This is a genomic window from Mucilaginibacter endophyticus (genome assembly GCF_003351025.1).
GTDB lineage: Bacteria > Bacteroidota > Bacteroidia > Sphingobacteriales > Sphingobacteriaceae > Mucilaginibacter > Mucilaginibacter endophyticus.
Window position 1 is genome coordinate 663,106 of sequence record NZ_QPCG01000001.1, and the last position, 24,327, is coordinate 687,432.

The window sequence follows — 24,327 nt, forward strand, 5'->3', positions numbered from 1 at the left end:
TCACAATTAAAAGCCATACAATGTATGAAATTTAAATTTAATAACTACATCATTAAAATCATGAGGATTGCTTTTGTTTTAATAAGTATCCTTACCACGGCCTCATTAATGCTGCCTGCACATGCCGCCAGCGGCCAACTCCTTGATAAAAGGGTTACTATTAATATAAGAAACACAACAATGGAAGCCGCCATTAAGGAGCTTCAGGATCAAAGCAGGGTAAGTTTTGCCTATGATCGCCAGGTAATTAGCAGGTATACGGATGTTTCGCTTAATTTTCAACAGGAAACACTTGAAAACGTACTGAAAAAGTTACTGAAACCCCGGGCATTAGGGTTTAAGGAAGTAAACGGTGTCATCGTGATCAACGCGCTTAGCCGCGAAGAAATTAAACTACAGCAGCCCGGTAAGTTAGTAGGTAAAATTATTGACGAAAAATCCTTATTCCTTCCTGCTGCGACTATCCGCATTGTAGAGCTTAATAAAGCTATACAAAGTAATGAGGCCGGCAATTACCTGCTTGAGGTTCCGGCAGGTGTTTATACGGTTGAGGTGAGTTACATCTCATACCAAACCCAGCAATTTAAAAATGTACAGATTAAAGCGGGTGAAACATCATCGCTTGATGTTAAACTGCTGCCGTCACAAAACGGTCTTAACGAGGTAGTGGTTGTAGGCTACGGCACGCAGAAAAAGGTAAACCTTACAGGCGCAGTAAGCCAGGTAGATGCCAAAGTTTTTAATGACAGGCCGGTTGCCAACATTGGCCAGGCACTTGAAGGAACTGTACCCAATCTGAACATTACTTTTGGCGATGGCCATCCGGGTAGCCAGGGTAAGTTCAACGTACGTGGTTATGCATCTATTACCAATGTTAGCGGTTCGCCTCTGATATTGATTGATGGCGTGCCCGGCGATATCAATATGGTTAATCCATACGATGTGGAAACGGTAACCGTTTTGAAGGATGCAGCCTCGGCCGCTATTTACGGTGCAAGGGCTGCCTTTGGTGTGATATTGATTACCACCAAAAGCGCCAAAAACGGACGACTTACCGTAAGCTTTGGCAGCAGCTATAGTTTACAAACGCCAACTACCAAAACTGATTTTATTACCGATGGTTATACCCAGCTGCGCCTGGTTGACGAGGCTTTTTCACGTACCAACGGAACAAGCTACAGTGGCTATAATGCCGAAGATTACGCCCAGTTAAAGTTGAGGCAAACTGATAAATCATTACCGAGCGTGGTTATTCAAAACAGGAACGGGCAAGATCAGTACGTGTATTACGGAAGTACAGATTGGTGGCATTTCCTGTTTAAAAACGTTACCCCGGCTATGGATCATCATATTAACATTACCGGGGGTAATGATAAGGTTGATTTTGTAATGTCGGGAAGGTATTATCAGCAAAAAGGCTTGTTTCAAAAAGATTTGCGCGAAGATGTGTATAATGCCTACAATTACCGGGCAAAGATCAACGCGCATTTAGCCAGCTGGCTTACCGCTTTTTCAAATACTCAGTTTGCCGCCAATAACTATGTTTACCCGGGCAACAATTATGCTTACCCTGGTAAGGGGTATGTTGTTACGGGGCTTTACAACCATGCTATGGCCGCATATGTGCCACGAAATCCCGACGGCACTATCACATTTCGTACCGGATTAAACAATTACGGCGCGAGTGAGTATCCCGACTTACAAAACGGAAAAAGTTTTGGCGGTAATAGCAACTATGACATTACCAATACTGTAGGTTTTACAGCCACTATTATCAAAGGGTTGACTTTAAATACCAGCTATGCTTATCAGTTAAGCCCTTCTTCTGGCTTTTTGCGTAATGACGCTATTCCATGGTCGGTTGTGCCGGGGGTAATTAACCATGATGGTACGGATCAGTACAGAGAAAATACCGAGCTTGACCAGCACCACTCTATAAATATTTATGCTACTTATGAAAAAAAGATCAATCGCAGTAACTTAAAAATAACTGGCGGCTACAATTACGAACTCCAAAAATATAAAACGAATAACTTAAAGGCCCAAAACCTGTTATCTGAAGATCTTAACCAGATTGATTTAGGTACCGGCACGCAGCAAGCCGGCGGTAACGCCAGGGAGTGGGCTTTATTAGGTTATTTTGGCAGGATCAATTATAATTATGACGGCAAATACCTGTTGGAAGCAAACGGCAGGTATGATGGTACATCCCGTTTTCCAAGCAACAGCAGATTTGGGTTTTTTCCTTCCATCTCGGGCGGCTGGAGAATAAGCGAAGAGAGCTTTTTTAAAAGCCTTAAACCTGCGGTTAGCGAATTTAAGTTAAGAAGTTCATATGGTTCATTGGGTAACCAGGATATTGGTAACAGCAGCAGCAGTCTTTACCCTTATATCCCTGTAATTAACGCAGGCCAGTCAAACTGGATCACAAACGGCAACCAAACCCAAACAACAAGCGCGCCAAACCCGGTAGTGCCTAATTTTACCTGGGAAAAATCTACATCACTTGACTTTGGAGCGGATATGGCATTTCTGAACAACCGCTTGCAAACTACATTTGACTGGTATAGCCGCAAAACTACGGATATGCTGATTGACGGTAAAACCCTGCCCTCGGTGTTCGGAGCAGCTTCACCTAAGCAAAACGCCGGCGATCTTGTTACCAAAGGATGGGATTTAAATATCAAATGGAACGATAATTTTAGCCTGATGGGTAAAACGTTTAACTACAACTTAGGTATCGTACTTTCTGATTACAAGGCTAAGATCACCAAATTTGATAACCCTAACGGATTGCTGAATAATTTTTATGCAGGCCAGGAGCTTGGCGAAATGTGGGGCTACAGTCTTGATGGGTTCTTTAAATCAAACGAAGAGGCCCAAAACTGGAAAATAAACCAGGATTACGTTAACGGCGAACGTGTAGGTACGCCAGGTCAATGGGGTAATTTACAGGCGGGCGATGTTAAGTTTAAGGACCTGAATGGCGATGGTATAATTAATGACGGTAAAAATACCCTCAAAGATCATGGCGATTTGAAAAAGGTTGGTAACTCGTTGCCACGTTACTCATTTGGTATCAACGCGGGTTTTAACTGGAATAACTTTGATTTATCCCTGTTTTTTCAGGGTGTAGGTAAACAGGATTGGTATCCTAACACCGAAGCCGGTATGTTTTGGGGAACACTTGGCAGGCCATACTCATCCTTTATCCCTAAAGATTATGAGGCCAAATTATGGACGCCGCAAAATCCTAACTCATATTTCCCGATTAACAGGGGATACGCCGCTTATCCGGGTTCAACATTATCATTTAACAATGATACCTACATGCAAAATATTGCTTACATCAGGTTAAAGACGGCAACGCTGGGTTATAATTTACCAACAAAACTGGTTAGGAGATTTAAAATGGAACGCTTCCGCATTTTCTTCACCGGTCAAAACCTGTTCACCTTCACCAAACTTAAAAATAACTACATCGATCCGGAGTCGATCAATCCCGATGCTACAGACGTAGGCGCAAGATCTTATCCGTATTTAAAAACTTACACTTTGGGTTTGGATGTAACCTTTTAACTAAATCGACATGAAAAAAATATTATATTTAATAATAGCCGGGGCAATGCTGTTTTCAGGCTGTTCAAAATCGCTTGATAGAGAGCCGCTTTCGCAGATCTCGCCTGATAATGCTTTTAATTCTGAAAATGAGTTAAAACTTTATGTGTCGTCTTTTTACGATAAGATGCTGCCTAAATCTGATGGTGAGGATAACGGGTTTTACAGTCTGTATACCGAAAATAGCGATAATATTATACTTACCTATCTTGACGATAAGGTTACCGGCAAACGAACCGTACCGGTATCAGGCGGTGGCTGGAACTGGGATAATTTGAGGAACGTGAATTACTTTCTGCAAAATTATCAACGGGGTAAACTTGCGCCGTCTGTTACTAATAAATATGTAGCGGTTGCTAAATTTTTTCGGGCATTCTTTTATTCCAGCATGGTGCAACGGTATGGCGATGTGCCGTGGTATTCTAAAGTTATTGAAGTAACGGATAACGCGGCATTAACCAAAGCGCGCGATCCGAGAACCATGGTTATGGATTCTGTGTTGAATGATATTGATTTTGCTATCAATAACCTGCCTTCAACGCAATCACCGGATGTGATAAACAAATGGACAGCGCTAACTTTAAAATCAAGGTTATGTTTATTTGAAGGAACATTCAGGAAATATCATACCGAATTTAAATTGCCCGATGCCGATAAATTTCTTCAGCTGGCGGCTGATGCCGGTGCACAGGTAATTGATCAGGGCCCGTATACTATTTATACAAGTACGCCTGATAAAGCTTATGCTACACTTTTTAATTCGTTAACAGTAAATCCAGGCGAAGTTATACTGGCGAGAGAGTTCAGTGCTAACCTGCAAATATTTCAAAACGTAAATTATTATGCCATATCGCCTTCATTTGGTAAACCAGGGCTTGAAAAACGACTGGTAAACAGCTACCTGATGAAAGACGGATCTCGTTTTACAGATATTCCGGGCTATCAAACCAAACAGTTTTTTGAAGAAACACAAAACCGCGACCCCCGTTTATCGCAAACAGTACGTACACCAGGTTACAAAAGGGTAGACGGAACTGTTGCCCTGGCACCATCGTTTGGCGGTACCGTAACTGGTTACCAGTTAACCAAATTTGTAACCGCACAGGCAAATGACGCTCTTGGTAAGTCACCAAACCCGTTGCCAATTTTCAGGTATGCCGAAGTATTACTGAATTTTGCCGAGGCTAAAGCCGAATTAGGCACATTGACACAAGCCGATCTTGATAAATCTGTGAAGCGTTTGAGAGATCGTGTTGCTATGCCAGCTATGAATATGGCAACTGCAAACGGCAATCCTGATCCTTACCTCGCAGCTCAATATACTCATGTTAACGGGGCAAATAAGGGCGTTATATTGGAGATCCGTCGAGAACGCCGAATTGAGTTGGTAATGGAGGGATTTAGGTGGAATGACCTAATGCGATGGAAAGAAGGACATTTGGTTACCGATCAGTTTAAAGGTGAGTACTTTCCGGGACTTGGAAATTATGATCTGGATGGCGATGGAAAAACAGATGTAGTTATCTACGCCGATACGCCGCCCAATGTTCCAAATGCACAATTCCTGAAATTAGGCACAGATGTTACGTTGGAGAACGGGACAGCGGGTGGGAATATTCTTCCCAACTCAAATCTTCCTAAAAAGTTTAATGAAGACAGGGATTACCTTTATCCTTTACCAACCCAGGATTTGCTTTTAAATCCTAATCTAAAACAAAATCCTAACTGGTAAAACAAAATAGAGGATCTCAGAAGGGATGGCTATTGTTTAACTCCGTCTCGACTGTAACAAACAGCGTTAATGAATTTTCAAGACGAAAAGAAGGACACTGGCAAGCGGTTAGGATTGATAAACGGTCTGGTAAAGGTTTGTCTTTGCCTTTCAATTGAGGTGCCCTGTCTCGATTTTTGATACGCTTCTTCTAAAAATAGCAAATAAGTAAGCCCCTTAAATAATGCAAGGGGCTTACTTATTTGCTATTTAATTAGCTATCTTTTTTGGCAAATTCCGCCGAGCCCTCAATAAATTTGAACAGGCGGCTGTTCCAGCAATTTTCGATTGCTTCGAATTTATAAAGGGCGTTGAGGCTACCTGGATTCAATTGATACCCTCAGTGCCGGGCGTATTTCTATATTTTTTTAAAAAAGTACAGGAAGTCAAACGGCTTGGCAATATGGCCGTCGGTGCTGTAAATATCTAATTTTTCGCCGTTTATCCTGATAATTGCTTCATCGGGTTTTTCAGATAACACGGTGTAGGTACTCCCGTTGATCATTAACCGGGGTATAGTAAAATCTTTTGGTAGCAAAGTCTTTCCATTAATCTATTAGTAAACCGGCAGCCATTCTCCGTCTGACTTCAGTAGTTTTTTTATCATTTACGAAGGTATTCTGTTTTGTTTTAAGTAAAATAAAATGCAAATTGTTTGATACATGTTTAGCGGCAGATAAGAAGATTTCTGTTGTATCAACTGGGATCGAACCAGTGAAACAAGGATATTTAGTCCTTTGCACTTGAATAACCGTGACTCGAAAATTACCGACCAAATCATCGCTAAAGAGGATTCATTTTAGATGCAAGCTGAAAAATATACCACACAATTTGCAGGGTGGTACGAATATGGTACAGAAAATTTTGACCGTGTTTTTATAATTCTTAAATTGCTAACCATAAACACGATACGACAAATTTTTCAAAATAACCTAAAGATTTCTAATCTGTAGGTCTTTGGTTCGAATCCAAATGGGATCACGAAATTGGACAAGTCATTTTTTCTGATGATTTGTCCAATTTTATTTTGAGGCAATTTATTGTTAATCAGATAAATACACTACGCTGCAATATTGACTCTACCGGTTCGAAGTAAACCGTTTTCTATAGCGAAATGCTCCGGAAATAAAGTCATAATAACCTGCCTTTGTTTTTCAGTTTCGTATACCGAGAACACATAATCCAGTTTCAATCAGTTACTCAAGCCCGTATATTAATAAATTAAGTATGGATGCAGTAATGATTGTTAGGAATAGGGTCTTCACCATGGTCATTTTTCTTGGATTGGGTTATTACGGCGACCGCAGCGTTATGAACCAATCGGAGTAGCGCTGGCTATTTGGGTATTCCAGATCAGTTTTAGCGACTTATGGTTACCGTATTTTATTTACGGGCTGTTTGAATGGGTCTGGCGCAGTCTTAGCTACCTGAAGGTACAAGCTCTAAAAAAGCAGGCAGGCTGAACGCTCCGGCTTTCAACCTGCCTGCCGCTTACCGGTTTTCGAGGGCCTGCACGGCCCGGTACCTGACCAGTGGCGCGGTATCCCGGAGGGCTTTTTGCCAAATATGTTCTGAATCTCCGGCGTGAATAGTCGCCAGCGCCTGATAGGCCATGCCACGAGTGGCCGGGTGAAAGTATTTTTGCGAAATCTGATCAAGGAGATCGGCGGTTTGCCCGTTGTGCAAGTACGTGGCCATTCGGCAGACCATCAACCTCGCGGAACCCGCGTTCTGGATACAGGATTTTATCGTGCCGTTCGTGAGGTCAAACCAATATTGGTTGCGCATGGCCAGTTCCGGGCTGTTGACCATCAGGTTGAGGGATATGGAAAACCCGAAGGGTTCTTCCTGGGAATGGATATCTTTTGAGGCCCGGTAGAACATCACCTTGCCTGCCGGTAGGGTGGTGTGTTCCAGGAAGGAAATCGCTACCTGCTCTCCCGGGTAACCGACAACGCTTTCAGGATCGTATTCATAGATACTTGTCGCATACCCCGGACCGTAATGCCCTACGGTCAAAAACGAAAAATTATGATCGTGCGGTAGCTCATAGGCGAACAGGCTGTTCTCCCATTCCACATCATCAGTCTTCCCTGACCTGGGGAACCACATATTGGCCCTGACAAAACAGTTGCGTCCCCTGCCCAGTTGCAGCGTCTGGGCGGAGTAATCATTGGCTTTCTGGAAATTGGCCAGGTCTGCCAGTTCCTGGTTCACCCTTTCGGTCAGAAAGGTGCTGTTGTTGGACAATTGTTTTAACTGTTCGGCTGATGCCAGCACCCTGTCTGTGTCCCTGACATCCAGGTCAGCGATGAACTCCATGTATTCCGGGAGTGTGATCGATTTTTCGGTTGAACATGCGATGGTAATGGCCATATTAATTATTGTTTAAAGATCGGATGGTGCCAATAGATAGCCTGGCTGCTTTTCTTATATGTGGGTGTACATCGGTCAGCGCTTTTTCAAGCAGGCGAAGCCCTTCCTGCTGATCGAGGCGGAAGATATTCTGGATCATGGCCCACCTGACATAATGGTCTTCATGTGTTGCGAGGGACAGGAGAACGGGTACCGAAGAACTTTCACCGATTTCCCCCAATAGTTCGGCGACATAGGTGATCCTCGAAGATCGGGCGGATGAGGCCGTGGCACGTTGCGGCAGCCAGGTTTCCCTGCTGTATTCCCAGCGGAGAGGTACCCTGCAAACTGATGAGAATGTCAATAAAAGTACCGGCTTGTCAACAGAAACGATCCGGAAGATGTCTGCCGCAGCCCGGATACGGTAGATTTCACCCGCTTGCAGTTCCGTTTTATTTCCCCTGATCAGTGGGCCGTGTTTTTCGGGTATGTTGTTCGGAAAAGGATGTGGTTGCTCAAACGCTTCCATTTTCAGGGCCCCCGTGCCCTGGAAATCAATGAGCGCGACCATCAGGTCTTCTGTTGTGCTGAATAGTTTATCAGATAGTTTCATACCGGGTTCCAGGAGTTTCAGCCAAAGCGAGAAGTTGTCCTTGAGCAGCACGCCCATGTCGATCTCGGAACTGCCGCCGACGGGGATATAGGCGTTACTGGAACACATCAGGTCCAGTTCTGAATTCAGCAGGTCGATGACAAAGCCGGACGCGAGTAATGCTTTGAAAGCGGTTTCGCAATCCCAAAAGCTGTTCCTGTGCCCGCCGGTCAGGATTAGTTCGGCCTGGTCTGCAAAAGTTTTCAGCGCGGGTACACTTTTGAGCCGGTCGACGGGACCGGCTGTCTGTTTATCTGTGTTGTCCATGATGTTATTTATAGATTTCCCGGAACCAGTGATCAATGGCTTCCTGGTGTTTTCCGTAGCCCATGGTACCGAGGATTCCGGATACTTTTTCCGACATATCCTGCATCATCGGCCCCAGGTTGCTTAGTGTGCCGCTTTCATCTGAGCGGACCGTTTCATTGATGATATCGATCAGGCGTTTCCTTTCCTGGAGAAATATCAGCAACTGGCTTTTTACGCGTTCGTTTTGAAAGAGGTAACGCAACTCTTGTTGTGCTGAGCCGGATAATAAATCGATTCCGTGATCCATATGCGAAGTGTTGATTAGGTGCAAACCCTGCCGCCGCCGGTTTCCCGGCGACAGGCGGGCTGCTGTTAAAGCGTACGCTTAAGAGTTGATGATCACTACGATCGCGACACTCGCGATGATCAGTGTAAGATTGGGAGATACGACTTCCAGTTCAGATGCCGGGGCGTTGACCGGTGTATCCAGGCCGGGTAAACGAAGTTCATGTTGTTTTTTCATAGTAATTAAATTTGATTAAATAATTAATCGAAAATAGATGTTATTAAACCTGTAGGAAATAACCAAAGTTGGGGATATGGCCGAACATGATGCCCTGGGGAAGGGCTGGCGTTTTCAACAGGCCGGGCAAACGGGGTTTAGGATAGCCAAAGAAAATTTGCATGTTTATTTTTCTATCAGAAAAATGTTACATTAAGGTTCCCGATAATGATGAAATGGTATGGTAAATTAAACCAGGCGGCATGGTCGTCCTCTTACAAAATGGCAGGGATGGCGCATATATCGAAATTTACAAACGTTACTGGGCATTACTCTACAACCTCTTGCGGCAAATGCTCCGGGACGACTACGAAACGATGGATGTCGTACGGGATAAATGCCATCAGTTGTTCTTTATCCATAGTATAAACAACACTTTCTTCATCAACTTTTACCATTAATAACTTATCTGCATAAGCTTTATCAACATATTGCACGTCAAAATGCGTTGCATGATAAATAAGTTCGACTATGATAAGATTGGTTTGACGAAATACGGTGCTTGGAATATTAAACTTTTTTATTGTTCACTAACTGTCAATAATTGAACTAAAAAACTTATAAGTTTAGATTCGCTATCATACTAAATCAGATAGGAAATGATTGGGTATTTGTGTAGTAGCCATTACCAAAGGAAATTTGTTAAGCGCAAATTTCCTTTGGTAATGCCTGTAAGGATCTCATAGGCAAATAGTTGTTTTTAATAATCTTCTTATGGAAAAGCTCATAGACAAGCTCAGGCAGATCATTCACATTTCGGATGATGAGGCGTATCTGATCAAACAGATCTTCAGTGCAAGGAGCATCAAAAAGGGAGATTTTTTTTTACGGGAGGGACAGGTATGCCGTTCGGTAGCCCTCATAGAGAAAGGCTTGGTCAGATATTATATTAACGAGGACGGCAATGAGGGTACTTACTATTTTGGCAGGGAGGGGGATTTTGTTTGCGATTACGAGAGCTTCCTTCCGCAGGCACCATCCAACAAGAATATCCAGGCATTGGAGGATACTTTATTTTACGTTATTAGCTATGACGGCCTGCAGCAAATTTATCGTGAAGTGGGGGAAGGCGAGCGCCTGGGCAGACTTGGTATCGAACAGGTTTTTGTCAGTGTGCTGCAGCAGCTATCATCTTTTTATAAAGACTCGCCTGAAATACGTTATCAGCGTTTTCTCAAAACATTTGCCGACATTAACCAGCGTGTACCACAATACTACATCGCCTCTTACGTGGGCATCAAACCCCAATCTTTATCCCGGATACGGAAAAGAGCGGCCCTATAGCATTTATTAACCTGGGTGAATGCATAAAAAATTGGATGGGGCGAAATTTGCTTAAACGAATCAATAAAGCAAATGAAAACTCAAACTATCAATTCCTGGGGCCCGCGCTCGGCCTCTTACTGGCTCACTGCTGCAGTAGTTGCAGGTATTATTTTCCTCGGCCTGCGGTTTATACTTGCGCCTGAAGTGGGTGCCGAAGCATTCGGCATCCCATTAGTACATACTAAGGAAGCTTTGGCTTATGGATGGATCAAGGGCATCCGGGACATCTTTTCCGGCATCGTAGTGCTCATTTTTCTTCTTGCACGTAACCCCAGAGCTACTGCTTTTACATTCTGCGCGGCGGTCATTATCCCCGTATCTGATTGTATCACTGTTCTGGCAGTAAATGGTCCGAAAGACCTAACTCATTTACTGATCCACGGTATTACAGCAATATATATGGCGGTTACAGCCGTCTTTTTATTCAAAGCAAAATCTAACTAAGTCATGAACACTTCCTTATTACATGTTTTCAACGGTTTAGCGATAGTCACCACCGCCGTAGTCTTCGGAACCGATGTGTTTTTTGCCTTGGTCGGCAAAAAGGCCGCTGCTAAAAGTAAAGATGCATCCGTAGCCGATGTAATGGGCCATTTTCATGAAGTGGCAGATGCCCGAATGCCATTAGTCGGCGTTGCAGCAATCCTGAGCACCTTATTGCAGGTAATGGTTGCCGGTTTACATACTTTCCAGGGGCAATTAGCCGCGATATCATTAGCTGCCCTGCTAACGCATCTTGCTATATACTTTACCATTGCCAGGCCTGTTAATAATATTATGGTTGATGCTGTAAAATTCGGCAGGATAGTAAATAATATCAGAGAATTACAGCAACGCTGGGACCGGGTGATCGGCTTGCGGGCGGCACTACTCTTTATAGCCATCGCCGGTCTTGTTGTGGTCAATTATTACTGAAGCGTGTTTTATATTTTTAACTTCGGAACTATCCTTCATGGAGTGATTAAATATTTCTTTTTATTAAAGTTCTGTTGACATTTTGCGCTTTTAATTGCACAAAAAGCCTCGTAGTTTATCTAAGAGGCTTTTTGTGTTGCCTAAACGGGCTGTTAATACTTGTAAGTTAATTGAATGGATTGATATTTGGGCTAATTTACCCGTTCTGTGTCTTGATTTGAAGTTTTGAAGGTGTATTTGTGGAGCGAGCGAAAATACAAGCCTTAACAAATTGATAATACTACCTAAACCATGAATGCATAAACAGCGCCCAACTTTGTGGCCGAATTGCTTCCCCACAATTCAAAGGTGATGTTCAGTTACGGAAAGTCCGGTATAGCGTTAAGAATACATTGGGACACTTTCATTACGGAAGGGGATGATGACGACTTTTATAAGCTTTATTGTCATTATCATGATTACCTGATTTATCTGGGTAACCTTAAGGGGGCAACACTTGATAAATCAAAAGATTGCATCAATGATCTTTTCCTTTACGTATTCGAAAACCGGATACGGCTGCAACACATTCAGAACCATCATAACTACCTGGTAACAGCCTTTTTGCGTAATCTATTCCGTAAACCACGCTTTAGTGCAGAAGAGGGCCTGGAATTGCAGGACCTGCCGGAAATGCCGGCTTACCCTTCCGCAGAAGCTGAATATATTCAGCGGACAAGCCGGGAACAAGCTATAGAGGTATTGGATGGGTATATCAATCAATTATCTGATAGCCAAACAAAAATTGTATACCAAAAATTTTATCTCGGCCTTACCTATGAAGAAATAGCGTTGGTGAACGAAATTTCAATAAAAACGGCATATAATACCATATTTAACGCTGTTGAGAAGCTCAGAAAGTTGATCGGTCCTGAATATGCGAGTGTGCTTTCTGCGGCAATTTCCCTTTTTAGTCTTCTTTTTTTAATTTTTTTAAAAAAAGCATAGGTAAAATTTAAGGCTTCCTGCTCTATTGTCCAAAGCTTACCATAAATGTTGGACAAAGATCTTGCGCATTTACTACATGAGGAGAGTTTCCTGAACTATTGTTTCGGACGGAACGACGATGATGTCAGATACTGGAACAAATGGTTAGCAGACCATCCTGAAGATGCGATGCGGATGGAAGAGCTCAGGAGGACTGTCATTTTGCTGGGTGATGTATCGCATAAACGTTTGCGCGATACCCATTTTGAGGAGCTTCAGCAAAAAATAGCCGGATCAACCATAATTCCTTTAATAGCAAAGAGGAAGAGAACGATATGGAAACCAATAATAGCAGCAGCGTCTGTAGTTATAGTGATGTCTGCCATAGCAGTGCTTTTTCACTCAACCTCAAAACCTGATAAAAATAATATCGTCGCTCAAAAAAATGATATCAGGCCTGGTAGTAATAAGGCAGTTCTCACACTGGCCAATGGTCAAAAAATCACTTTAACTGATTCCGTTAACGGGCAAATTGCTGTGCAAGCTAACGTGAAAATAGCTAAAACGGCTAAAGGTCAGATAGCTTATGAATTGCCGGGCGGGGCAGCTCACGATGATCTTGCCCCCGGATACAATACTATAGAAGCCCCTACCGGCGGACAATGGCAGGTTATCCTGCCCGATCAATCAAGGGTTTGGTTGAACGCTAAATCAAGCCTAACCTATCCAACCTATTTTACCGGTAACGAACGGAAAGTTGAGCTTAAGGGGGAGGCCTATTTTGAGGTTGCCCATAACGCACAAATGCCTTTTAAAGTAAGCAGCAGAGGGCAGACGGTTGAAGTGCTTGGAACACATTTCGATATTATGGCTTATGATGATGATATTATTATGAGAACTACACTGCTGGAAGGCTCGGTAAAAATCTCAAATAATGGCCATTCGCACATACTAATCCCCGGCGAACAGGCGCAGGTAAGCGATGCGGGCACAAAAGTGACTAATGAAATTGATCTGGAAGATGTGATGGCCTGGAAGAACGGCTATTTTAAATTCAATGACAACCTGGAAAATGTAATGCGGAAAATTTCCAGGTGGTATAACATTGAAGTGAAGTACGCCAACAATGTGGATCCGTCTTTACGTTTTGGCGGAAAGATCTCCCGCTACAGGAACCTGTCTTCGGCCTTGAAAATTATGGAGTTAACCGGAAATGTTCACTTTAAAGTAGAAGGAAGGAGGGTGACCGTTATGCAATAATCCTAATTAGCAAACGGTAGCTCAAAAAAAAGCCAGAGGTGCTTGGAACCACCGCTGGCAAATGCTTGGGCCTACCGTCCGTCTCAACGGGAAAAAAATAATACGACGAATAATATTTTTTGAATAAACCCTAATAACAAATGTATAAAACTTTTTTACAAGTCGCACGCGGTATTTCTTACCATGTCTTAAAAAAATGCCTGTTAATTATGAAACTCAGTATCATCATACTAACATTGGCCATCGTTCAGGTAAGCGCAAGTACTTATGCTCAGAGGATTACGCTTAACAGAAGCAAAGCATCTTTGATACAAGTATTTGATGATATTCGTAATCAAAGCGGTTATGATTTCTTTTATAACCTGAAGCTAATTAAAAACGCCAGGCCGGTTACTGTTAATTTAAAGAATGCCGAACTGGATGAGGCTCTTGCAGAGATCTTCGACGGTCAGCCCTTAACGTACACCATTACAAGGGAAGACAAAGCCATTGTGGTTAAAGAACGGAAAACACCACTTCCGCCACGTAAAATCACCGGTAAAGTAACCGATGAAAAGGGTGTCCCGCTGGTTGGGGTTATTGTAAAGGGGAAGTCATTCAACGCGGCATCTTCAACCGATAAAGATGGATATTTTGCAATCACCGTGCCTGATGAAAGCGCGGTGCTGGTGTTTTCATACGTAGGATACAAAACTATTGAAATACCTGCCGATCACAATAACCTCACTATTACCTTAACGGAAGATGTTTCGGCACTTAACGAAGTGGTTGTTGTGGGTTACGGCACACAGAAACGTACCGACCTTACCGGTGCGCTGAGTTCTGTATCTAATGATAAGATTGTAGCTACGCACTTCAATAACGCAGTGCAGGCGCTGGCCGGTCAGCTACCGGGTGTAGACATCGTAACAAATAGTACTAAGCCTGGTGGAGGTTTCGATATCTCCATCCGCGGACAAAACACCATTAAATCGGGTACAGACTTAAGTGCCATTAATCCACCGCTTTATGTGTTAGATGGAATCTATGTTAATTCTATCAATGACATTTCACCAACCGATATTGAGCGGATCGACGTATTGAAGGATGCTTCTTCAACGGCTATTTATGGTTCGCGCGGTGCAAATGGTGTAATCATTGTTACTACTAAAAAAGGAAAGCAAGGCAAAAATACTGTAGAATATACAGGCTCAGGCTCGATAAGCAATGCCATGAACCTGCCCCACTTCACCAATGCAGATGAATGGGTACAATATCGTATAGACCGTAGCAAAGGACAAAACTATACTAACCCTAACTACCAACCCGACCTGCAGCAGTTGCTGGGTCAGGCGGCATACAGTAACTATAAAGCAGGCAAATCTATCAGCTGGCCGGATCAGATCCTGAAAACGGCCTACTCGCAATCGCATGCATTGAGCGTGAATGGAAGTGCAGAAAAGCTTACTTACAGTCTGGGCGCAGCAATCAATTCGGAAAATGGCGAAATCAGTGGCGACGGTTATACCCGTTATAACCTGAATGCATCGCTAAATAAGCAGATTAACAAAACATTTAAAATCGGGACTACCATCTATACGGCTTACGAAATTACTAAGCAAGCCAGCCCCGAAACCTTCCGTACCATCTATCGCCTCAATCCGCTGTCTGATAAGTATAATGCCGATGGGTCGCTTAAATTCTATCCGGATGGAATAACAACCATTACCAATCCCTTTATAGAAGAAAAGAACAGGCATACGCAAACCAACAACACACATACTTTTGGAAACGTGTACCTTGAGGTGAAACCGCTGAGCTGGCTGAAGTTTACCACCACCTTTGCTCCAGATATCACGCATACTGAATATGGGTCATACATCGGGTCGATGACAAAAACCGGTGCAGGTGCGCTGGCCAACAGCAGTGCCCAATACCAGGCAGGACGCACAGTAAAATATACCTGGGACAACTTGTTGCAAGCCGATAAAACCTGGGGCGATCATACTGTAAATTTCCTTTTGGGATCGTCTTATTATAAATCATCCATCATGAATTCGGCCGAGGCGGCAAGAGCATTCCCTACCGATGCTTATGATTGGTATAACCTGGGGGCCGGAACAATGTCTTCCATGTCTACCGGCTATATACAAGAGCAGTTGGATTCGTATTTTGGACGTCTGAACTACGACTATAAGGGACGTTACCTCTTAACCGCTACAGGGCGTACAGACGGTAGCTCTAAACTTGCGGAAGGACATAAATGGGCATTCTTCCCCTCAGCAGCCGCTGCCTGGAGAATTTCTGAAGAGGAGTTTTTGAAAGACAAAACCCCGCTTTCTAATTTGAAATTGCGCTTTAGCTATGGTGTATCGGGCAATAATGGCGTGTCGCCTTATAGCAGTTATCCAACAGTAGCTAATGCCAGGTACCTTTTTGGTACTTCAAATGTGGTTAACACATCGTCTATAACGCGCTTTGCAAATAAAAACCTGACGTGGGAGCGTACTAACGAGTTTAACCTTGGTTTAGACTTTGAACTCTTCAAAGGAAGGATCGGCGGAACGATCGACATATACAACCGCCGCACCAACGGCGTTATCATGAACAGGGTGATGTCTGTACTTAACGGGTTTACCAGCCTGACAGATAATGTGGGCTCGGTTAACAACAAGGGTATTGAAATTGCCCTAAACACGGTCAATATTAGAACCGATAACTTCTCATGGAATACATCGCTCAACTTTGCGTCCAATAGCAACAAAATCGTAAGCCTATCAGATGGTTCACAACGCGATGAGGCCAATGGTTGGTTTGTGGGGCAACCCGTGGGGGTTGTATGGACCTATGACCAGGTTGGTTATTGGGGCGAAAACGAGGCTGCGGAAGCGAAGAAATACGGACTGGCACCAGGTAGTATTAAAGTGCGTGATATTGATAACAGCGGTACCATAAACAATGCCGACAAGGTATTTAAAGGATCACTTTTCCCTAAATGGACAGGAGGTATCACCAATACTTTTACTTATAAAAATGTTGACTTAGCATTTACGGTGACCACACGCCAGGGACAATATTCATATTCGCAGTTCCATGGGTCGTACTCGCTGGAGGATAACGAGAATTTCAATGTGCTGAAACTCAACTACTGGACCCCTCAAAATACCAATGGCACCTGGGTACGCCCCGGAGTACCTTCGGGCCCAATGGAAGTATTATATTATCAAAAGACTTCATACGTAAGGGTGGGTTACATCAATGCTGGCTACAACCTGCCTAAGAGCCTGACAAACAAAATAGGGCTTAGCAAGTTGCGCGTATTCGCTTCATGTCAAAACCCCTTCATCTTTACCCATTATGTGGGCTGGGACCCGGAAAATGCAGGTAAGGATACGCAAACCTACGGCTATACAATGACACGTAAGTTTATGTTCGGACTCAATTTAGCGTTTTAATTCATTCAGGATCAAGCGTATTATATTATATAATTATGAAAAAAATAATCCATTATATCGTAGCCGTTTCGTTGCTGGCCTTAGCCCAGTCATGTAAACTGGATGAGGTAAACCCTTCATCGGTGACGAGTGACAAGTATTTCGTTACGCAAAGCTCGTATGAGGAGCTGGTGAACGAAACATACAGATACCTGCGCCCATTGTTGCAGAATACTAACCACATGTGGTACGGTACAGATATGTATGATCGTACGGGAGTGGTAGATGACACCCAATTGCCACTTAACGATTACACCACATTTACAGGCGACGAAAGCCTGGGCTGGTGGACTGATAACTATAACCTGATTTCCAAGGCTAACACCGCTCTAACACGCGGAGCTGCAATAAAAGATAATATAGACCCGAAAGTATACGCCACCCGCACCGGCGAACTACTGGCCCTGCGCGCCTATGCCTATTTTAACCTGGTGGAGACTTTTGGAGGCGTGCCGCTGATTACCAGTGAAGTAACTCAGGCTACCTACAACTTTGCCCGCTCTTCTGAAGAAGATGTGTATAAACAAATTGTGGCCGACCTTAATCAAGCCCTCACCCAGTTGCCGGCCGACCCAAGCGACTATGGACGCATAGCCCAGGCCATGGCCCAGCACCTGCTTGGCAAGGTATTGCTTACACGCAGCTATAAATCGTATGCGCAATCGGCCGATTTGGCAAATGCCGTTAGCAATCTGCAGGGCGCTATGAACAAATCAACACTCAGCACATGGGATGCACTCTTCGGCGACCAATACTCGGTTGGTGGCAATAAAGAAGTCATCTTTGCGGTCCGTTATTCCGCCACTGATGCGAACAACAAAAACGGCAACAACCTTTACCAGCAGTTCAAATTTTGGACAGACAGGTTTCCGGGTGGTGCATTGGCAGCGCCGTACTGGCGGCAGGATGCCTCTTATCAGCCTTCTTCTTACCTTTTCAACCTATATGCTGCTACTGATTACCGGGCGTCTGAGCGGTTTTTACAAAGACACATCGTGGCTGCTGCCAATGCAACAGGACCTAATGGCGCGATTAAGACAGGTGATAACGTGATCTACCTGCCCCGCGTGGCGATGACGGCCGACGAGATTACCGCCTACCTGGCAGCTAACAAACCCACGTATTATGTGGTGAACCCCAATCAGTATCACCAATTTTTTGGATCGAATACCATCTATCCAATTATTTGGAAGTTTTATGACCCAACGGTAGTAGTTTATACCAACTCTGGTGTCGACCCACAAGGCCACCGCGATACCTACATCTTCCGTCGTGCCGAAACCATGATGTTATTGGCCGAAGCATATGTTAAACAAGGACAAGGTGGGTTAGCTACCGGATTGATCAACGACCTGCGCACACGAGCCAAGCTGAGCGGAAATGATCTGCTTACCGGAAGTGCCACATTAACGGATGTTCTCGACGAATCGGCCCGCGAACTCTTTGGTGAGTCAAACCGCTGGATGGACCTGAAACGTACCGGAACATTGCTTACCCGCGCAGCGCAATACAATGCTTTCACCGCTCATAATCACCCTGCCGCAATTGATACTAAGTATTTGTTACGCCCAATCCCGGTAACGGAAATTGTACGCAGCCCTACTTTGACACAAAATCCTGGCTATCCAAGTAAATAATTGTAGAACCACTTTAATCATCAATCTATATGTATAAAAATATTCGCACCGCGTTTGCAGTACTGGCAATGATCAGCACCGGCACTATGGCAATTGCACAACAACACATGCCAAATCACGTTAACCCCTGGACGTCAAAACCATTGGGTGCACTTCCTCCAATTGCCAGCTTAACTGAAGGCGAATGGATGAAGGGCGACCTGCACGTGCACTCCAGCTACAGCTCTGAGGGCGGTTACGACCCTCAGCGTCATCCTATTTCAAAAATTAAAGCTTTTGCTAAATCTGTAGGTTTTGGTTTTATTGGCATTACCGATCATGACAACCACGTTTTGGGTGATGTGGAGCACAATACCTGGGCAGATACCGCTTTTAAATCTGATAACTCTTTGTTAATGCTTTACGGTGCCGAGTGGACCACCACCCGTGGTCATGGTAACGTGTTCTCGGCCAAGCCGTATGATCACCAGAAGTTTTACGATGTACGCGATCAGCGCGATGCCGACATCGCCAAAGTGAAAAAAGAGCTGGGTATCCACTTATCGGCCAATCACCCGGCCGGTCCTAAAGATCACTTCGGTTTTTCTTACGACCTGGTTGATGCGATGGAGGTTTGGAACTCATGCCTGTGGACCAAAAACGCCAACTCAAACCTGATCTGGGAAGACATGCTTGCATCAGGCCGCAGAGTTACTGCTCGTGGTGGTAGCGATGTTCACAGACCAAGCGATGTAAATTACATTGGTACGCCAACCACCTGGGTTTTTGCGGCTAAGCACGATGCGCAAAGTGTGGTAGACGCATTGGTTAATGGCCGTGTTTCGATAAGCGCAAACCCTTATGCCCCGCGCGTAGAGTTTTACGCTGATATCAACGAAGATGGAAAAATGGATATGATGATGGGCGATAATGCGAAATCTACCGGTAAGCCAATTAAATTCCGTGTTGAGCTTAAAGGGAACGTAAAAACAGATAGCACTTATACCATTAATGTAATTAAAGACGGTCGTAAGTTTGGCAGTTATAAAATGCCGGGCAGCAACCCTGTGGTTGAATTTACCGATACACCTAAATTAGTTGAGCGTATGTATTACCGTCTTATTGTTGAAGGCCCTTCAACTGATTACCCTGAAGTGCCAAAATCTGCAAAAGTAACTGGTAACATGGTCGCGCTGTCAAACCCGATTTACTTCAACTTTGATCCCAAATTTTAAAATGATTCAAAATTTTTAAAGAGAGTTTGGGAAGTACCCGCTTATGTAATAAGGAGATGGCCGATTTCTGGTCATCTCCTTTTTGTTCGAACTAAACCCAATTTGGATCACACAGAATGGACAAATCATTTTTTAATGATTTGTCCATCTTATTTTAGGCTATCTGTTGCTAATCAAGTCAGTAATGCGGTTGTATTAACTCTTCCGGTTCGAAGAAAACAATTACAAAGCCCCGGTAAACTGTTTACCGGGGCTTAAATAAAGTAGGTAGCAAATTTGGTAACAGCGATACTGTTACTAATTACAGGTTTGATTTTTAGTTTATTCCAGGCTTTTTACACCTTTGATTGTCGTCGCTTCGGTTTGATGAAGGTCAAATACGATTACCGAATTATCACCTTTTTGCAACCACGCAGCCGGGCAGTAAAGGTGAAATTGCGGTCCCGTATTCCAGTAACGGCCTAAGTTATGTCCATTAACCCATATGATACCTTTTTTGAAGTTGCTTAGGTCTAAATAGGTATCAGCTACTTTATTTAATGCAAAACTCCCCCTAAAATATACGCCGTCATGAAAGTTAGCCGAGGCATCTGATTGTAACTGTGCTATAAATGTCTGGTCCATGGGTAATTTGAAAATCTCCCAATTGGTAAGCGTCATTCCCTCAAGCGTAACACGATCGGTAATTCCTTTGCGATCAATCATATATTGGGCAAAATTGATGTGTCCCATGTTTTCAACCAGGATGTCCAAAACCGGATCTTTGACACCTGTATCAGGCAACTTCACTGTCCATTTGCCCCCATCACGGAAAACAGTGTCGATAAGTTTTCCATTCAGCATAACCAGGGCATAATCATGTGGTTCAGTAATGGTAAGCATACCGCTTTTGCGGCCGATAAGCTTAGTACGATAAAGAATAAAGCCGCTGTTTTGATCGAGTGCTTCCATTGGCATAGGCTGCGGAGCCCTGATGGCTTTTGGCAATACGTTCCATACAGTATTAATAGGCTGCATGGTGAAAGCACCCACCTCCGTTACTGGTATCGGTTTAGGAATCTCCGGAATTTTATAACTGACATATTGAGCAATCAGTTTTCGTAACGCATTGTACTTTTCAGTAGCATTACCTTGTTCACTGATGGGCGCATCATAGTCGTAGCTGGTTACATCGGGCTGGTATTGTGTTGGGCTAAATGCGTTGGCCCCGGCATAATAACCAAAGTTTGTACCGCCGTGTACAACATAAAGGTTAAACGATTTTTTATGCTCCAGCAGGTAAGTAACCTGTTTCACAATGTCGGCAGTAGCCGGTTTCTGCCACTTTTCTTTCCAGTGGGTTAACCATCCGGGATAGGTTTCACTGCTGAATGATGGTATATCGGGGTTTTGTTTGGTGGCCGCTGCAAAATCGGCATCACTGATACCACTGTCGAGGCCTATCGCGGCGCCATCAACGCTTCCTGCTTCCAACATAAAGGCTGCCGGCCCGTCTGCGGTATAAAAGGGAACATTTATGCCGTTTTCAAGCCAAAGGTTTTTCAGGGTTTTGATATAGTCCCGGTCGTTCGCATAGCTCCCGTACTCATTTTCTACCTGCACCATGAGTATAGGGCCGCCATTAGTGCATTGTAAGCTTTTTACTTCCTGCGAAAGTGCACGCACATAACGGCTTACGGCTTGCATATACCTGGGGTCCATACAGCGGACTTTTATGTCCGGTATTTTAAGCAGATAGGGAGGCAGTCCACCAAAATCCCATTCAGCACAAACGTATGGTCCCGGGCGTAATAGTACCCACATGCCCTCAGCTTTGCACAATCTGATAAATTCTGCTATATCCCGGTTTTCAGTTCTAAAATCAAATGTGCCCGGGCTTGTTTCGAGATAGTTCCAGAAAACATACGCGGCAATCGTATTACACCCCATCGCTTTGGCCATCCGGATACGGTGCTGCCAATACATTTTAGGAATTCGTGCCGGGTGCATTTCTCCGCTAATGATTTGAAATGGTTTGCCGTCAAGCAGAAAATCAGTTTTCCCAAGCGCGAATTGATGGGAGTTTTGTGCCCGGATAAGTGACGGTATAATAAGTAACAGTGCAAAAAAGATTTTTTTCATAGACTATGATTTTAAAAAACACCGATTTCGGCAATGGTTGCAGGGCCGCCTGCAATTACGTGCAGTGCCGTAAACCTAAAGTAACGTGCTTTTTGCGGCGTTTTAATTTTAATATTTTGCTCAATTGGATTAGCCGCGATGTTTGAAAATTCGCCCGCTGCTACGGTGAACCATTGTACTCCATCCAGGCTAAGTTCATACTTATAGCGGTCAACAATCCCTTCAGTTTTTTTATCCTGGCGGGGTAAATAGGAAAAGCCGTTTATCGTCAATTCTTTGCCCATATCTACAGTGATTGCCTTCGGCTGAGATATAGCTGACGATTTGGTGATGTAGATTGTATGATCATCATCATCAATAGCCCGCATTGCTGCTTGAGCGGTATTACCGGCGGTATCCGCTTTGATTGTCCAGCCGGATTTATTTAGGCCAAAAAACTTTACAGTTTTCTCGCTTTGCTTGCCTCCTTCAATAGCAATTGCCTTGATGGTGCCGCTCCCGCTGAAAGCAAACGGTGCTGTAAACCTCGTGGTGTTTTTATCCGGTTCGCCTTCGTTGGTAGTGAAATGGATTTCCGAAACCGGAGCTTCGGTAGTGATATCCACTAAGCCATCCCGGTTACGGCTTATTACCGGTGCAGAAAGGTGCTCGGGTTCTTTAAACAAACCGAAATCGCTTATCGCGATACAAACCGGCGAAGCTGTGATCCGAAGTCTGACTTTTGTAGTAATAACGTTTTGCGGTAGCCTGATTAACCTGTTTGCGCCAATACTGTTTACAGCAGCTATTTGTTTCCATGAGCCGTTTTGGTAGATATCTATAGCTGCACCTTCAATACGCTGGCCCAGTTTAATGTTTTCGCGTAAACGGATTACATTGAAAGTTGCCGGGTGATGCAAGTCAACTACCAGACTTGGGGTCGCGACGTTATTATCTGTGGCCCAGTAAGAATAACGATCATCATCCGTTAAAAACTGTGGCCCAAATTTATTTGCTTCATTTGACCGTATATTGCTGGCCTGGAATGTTGCGCCTTTTGCCAGATTAACGGCGAATGTTTGCTTCAGGATAGCGCCAAACTTCCTTAGGTTGTCGATGTCTTCCTGGGTAAGCTGCCCGTTCTTGTCCGGCGAAAGGCCAAGGTCAAGACAGGCGCCACGGCCTACGCTTTTATAATAAAGATCTATAAGCTTGTAGGCCGACTTTGTTTGTCCATCCTGCGATTGATGATAAAACCAGCCGGGTCTCGAAGGAACGTCGCATTCGGCAGGTATCCAGTACTTGCCATTCCGTGTGCCGGTTGGGCTTTCTTCATACCTGACGTTGCCATTGGAAGGGACTTTACCATCAGCAGCCTGAGGCGTAAATGTTGCCCAGTATGTTTCCCCTGCATAACCTTCTTCATTGCCCACCCAGCGAACGTCCGGGCCGGCATCACCAAATATTGCTGCGCCCGGCTGCAGTTTTCTTGTTATTGCCCAGGTTGTGTCCCAGCCGTAATAGGTAGACCGGTCAATTTTTCTTACTTCCCGTTTGCCTCCATAATAGCCGTCGCCGCCATTGGCTCCGTCATGCCATGACATAAACAGCGGGCCGTAATTGGTATACAATTCTTTTAGTTGCTGACGATAGATAGTTGAAACGTAAGCCGGAGAACCATAAAGGGCGCTGTTCCTGTCCCAGGGAGATAGGTATACGCCCATTTTCATCCCAAGTTTTCTGCAGGCTTCCTGGTAATCTTTCAGCAGGTCACCTTTCCCATTTTTCCAGGGGCTTGCAGATATGTTGTGGCTGGTAGTTTTAGTGGGCCATAAACAGAACCCATCATGATGCTTTGCCACAACAATTATCCCTTTAAAGCCACCGGCTTTGGCGGCGGCTACAATTTTCATCGCATCAAAGTTTGACGGGTTAAATATTGCAGGGTTTTCGTCTCCGTAAGCCCATTCTTTGTCGGTCATGGTAGCCATGCTCAAATGTATGATGCAATACATTTCCGTTTCCTGCCAGGTCAGTTGGCGCGGCGTAGGTAATGCTCCATATGGTGAAGGGGCTTGTGCAAAAAGCCGGGACGTGCAAAAAAATAGCATCGCCGCAAAAAGTCTCTTTTTCATAAATTTCAATAGGGAGTAGTAATCACCCGGTGGTCTGGTAAGGACTTTGACCGGCCGGGTGATTGAAGGGTTGACAATGCAGAAGATAATTAGC

19 protein-coding genes are annotated in these 24,327 nt (G+C 44.2%); 12 read left to right on the plus strand and 7 right to left on the minus strand.

From position 1 onward, the window contains the following. The first annotated feature begins 24 nt into the window (after positions 1–24). Both DUL71_RS02800 and DUL71_RS02805 read left to right on the plus strand, forming a co-directional pair. A complete protein-coding gene (locus DUL71_RS02800) occupies positions 25–3,579 on the plus strand; it encodes a TonB-dependent receptor (RefSeq protein ID WP_167443285.1) in 3,555 nt (1,184 codons plus the stop codon). Positions 3,580–3,589: 10 nt separating this feature from the next. Further along, the gene (locus tag DUL71_RS02805) at positions 3,590–5,350 is read left to right on the plus strand and encodes a RagB/SusD family nutrient uptake outer membrane protein (protein WP_114936627.1); all 1,761 of its coding nucleotides are present in this window, start codon (positions 3,590–3,592) and stop codon (positions 5,348–5,350) included. 397 nt (positions 5,351–5,747) lie between these two features. Here the strand turns inward: DUL71_RS02805 and DUL71_RS31840 are convergent, their stop codons facing one another. After that, the gene (locus DUL71_RS31840; RefSeq protein WP_154402300.1) at positions 5,748–5,894 is read right to left on the minus strand and encodes a hypothetical protein; all 147 of its coding nucleotides are present in this window, start codon (positions 5,892–5,894) and stop codon (positions 5,748–5,750) included. A gap of 778 nt (positions 5,895–6,672) precedes the next feature. On the opposite strand from DUL71_RS31840, the gene DUL71_RS32755 reads away from it, so the two are divergent. After that, complete coding sequence (locus DUL71_RS32755; RefSeq protein ID WP_114937455.1) at positions 6,673–6,852, plus strand: DUF418 domain-containing protein; 180 nt, start codon at positions 6,673–6,675, stop codon at positions 6,850–6,852. A gap of 28 nt (positions 6,853–6,880) precedes the next feature. On the opposite strand, the gene DUL71_RS02815 is transcribed toward DUL71_RS32755, so the two are convergent. From DUL71_RS02815 to DUL71_RS31845, 4 genes are all read right to left on the minus strand, one after another. Beyond that, on the minus strand, positions 6,881–7,765 hold the full coding sequence (locus tag DUL71_RS02815) for a hypothetical protein (RefSeq protein WP_114936628.1): 885 nt from the start codon (positions 7,763–7,765) through the stop codon (positions 6,881–6,883). 1 nt (position 7,766) lies between these two features. Beyond that, the gene (locus tag DUL71_RS02820) at positions 7,767–8,663 is read right to left on the minus strand and encodes a HEAT repeat domain-containing protein (protein ID WP_114936629.1); all 897 of its coding nucleotides are present in this window, start codon (positions 8,661–8,663) and stop codon (positions 7,767–7,769) included. 4 nt (positions 8,664–8,667) lie between these two features. Beyond that, entirely contained in the window at positions 8,668–8,952 is a 285-nt protein-coding gene (locus DUL71_RS02825) for a hypothetical protein (protein ID WP_114936630.1), read from the minus strand. 78 nt (positions 8,953–9,030) lie between these two features. Next, complete coding sequence (locus DUL71_RS31845; RefSeq protein ID WP_154402301.1) at positions 9,031–9,168, minus strand: hypothetical protein; 138 nt, start codon at positions 9,166–9,168, stop codon at positions 9,031–9,033. A gap of 242 nt (positions 9,169–9,410) precedes the next feature. On the opposite strand from DUL71_RS31845, the gene DUL71_RS31850 reads away from it, so the two are divergent. The 9 genes from DUL71_RS31850 (at position 9,411) to DUL71_RS02865 (ending at position 19,998) form a co-directional block, all read left to right on the plus strand. Continuing rightward, positions 9,411–9,608: an RNA polymerase sigma factor gene (locus DUL71_RS31850; RefSeq protein ID WP_154402302.1), complete on the plus strand. Its 198-nt coding sequence runs from the start codon at positions 9,411–9,413 to the stop codon at positions 9,606–9,608. Positions 9,609–9,921: 313 nt separating this feature from the next. Next, entirely contained in the window at positions 9,922–10,491 is a 570-nt protein-coding gene (locus DUL71_RS02830) for a Crp/Fnr family transcriptional regulator (protein WP_114936631.1), read from the plus strand. Positions 10,492–10,563: 72 nt separating this feature from the next. Continuing rightward, positions 10,564–10,977, plus strand: a complete 414-nt coding sequence (locus DUL71_RS02835; protein ID WP_114936632.1) for a DUF4267 domain-containing protein — start codon at positions 10,564–10,566, stop codon at positions 10,975–10,977. A gap of 3 nt (positions 10,978–10,980) precedes the next feature. Further along, positions 10,981–11,448, plus strand: coding sequence for a DUF1772 domain-containing protein (locus tag DUL71_RS02840; protein ID WP_114936633.1), 468 nt, complete (start codon positions 10,981–10,983; stop codon positions 11,446–11,448). Between the two features lie 318 nt (positions 11,449–11,766). Beyond that, positions 11,767–12,435 (plus strand): RNA polymerase sigma factor, encoded by a 669-nt coding sequence (locus DUL71_RS02845; protein ID WP_154402303.1) that lies wholly within the window; start codon positions 11,767–11,769, stop codon positions 12,433–12,435. Positions 12,436–12,480: 45 nt separating this feature from the next. Then, positions 12,481–13,674, plus strand: coding sequence for a FecR family protein (locus DUL71_RS02850; RefSeq protein WP_114936635.1), 1,194 nt, complete (start codon positions 12,481–12,483; stop codon positions 13,672–13,674). Between the two features lie 209 nt (positions 13,675–13,883). Beyond that, complete coding sequence (locus DUL71_RS02855) at positions 13,884–17,108, plus strand: TonB-dependent receptor (protein ID WP_161964360.1); 3,225 nt, start codon at positions 13,884–13,886, stop codon at positions 17,106–17,108. Between the two features lie 35 nt (positions 17,109–17,143). Further along, entirely contained in the window at positions 17,144–18,784 is a 1,641-nt protein-coding gene (locus DUL71_RS02860; protein WP_114936637.1) for a RagB/SusD family nutrient uptake outer membrane protein, read from the plus strand. A 29-nt stretch (positions 18,785–18,813) separates the two neighbouring features. Next, positions 18,814–19,998 (plus strand): CehA/McbA family metallohydrolase, encoded by a 1,185-nt coding sequence (locus DUL71_RS02865; protein WP_114936638.1) that lies wholly within the window; start codon positions 18,814–18,816, stop codon positions 19,996–19,998. A 321-nt stretch (positions 19,999–20,319) separates the two neighbouring features. On the opposite strand, the gene DUL71_RS02870 is transcribed toward DUL71_RS02865, so the two are convergent. Further along, a complete protein-coding gene (locus DUL71_RS02870; protein WP_114936639.1) occupies positions 20,320–22,119 on the minus strand; it encodes a glycoside hydrolase family 35 protein in 1,800 nt (599 codons plus the stop codon). Between the two features lie 11 nt (positions 22,120–22,130). Beyond that, complete coding sequence (locus DUL71_RS02875; RefSeq protein WP_114936640.1) at positions 22,131–24,233, minus strand: alpha-L-fucosidase; 2,103 nt, start codon at positions 24,231–24,233, stop codon at positions 22,131–22,133. Positions 24,234–24,327: the final 94 nt, after the last annotated feature.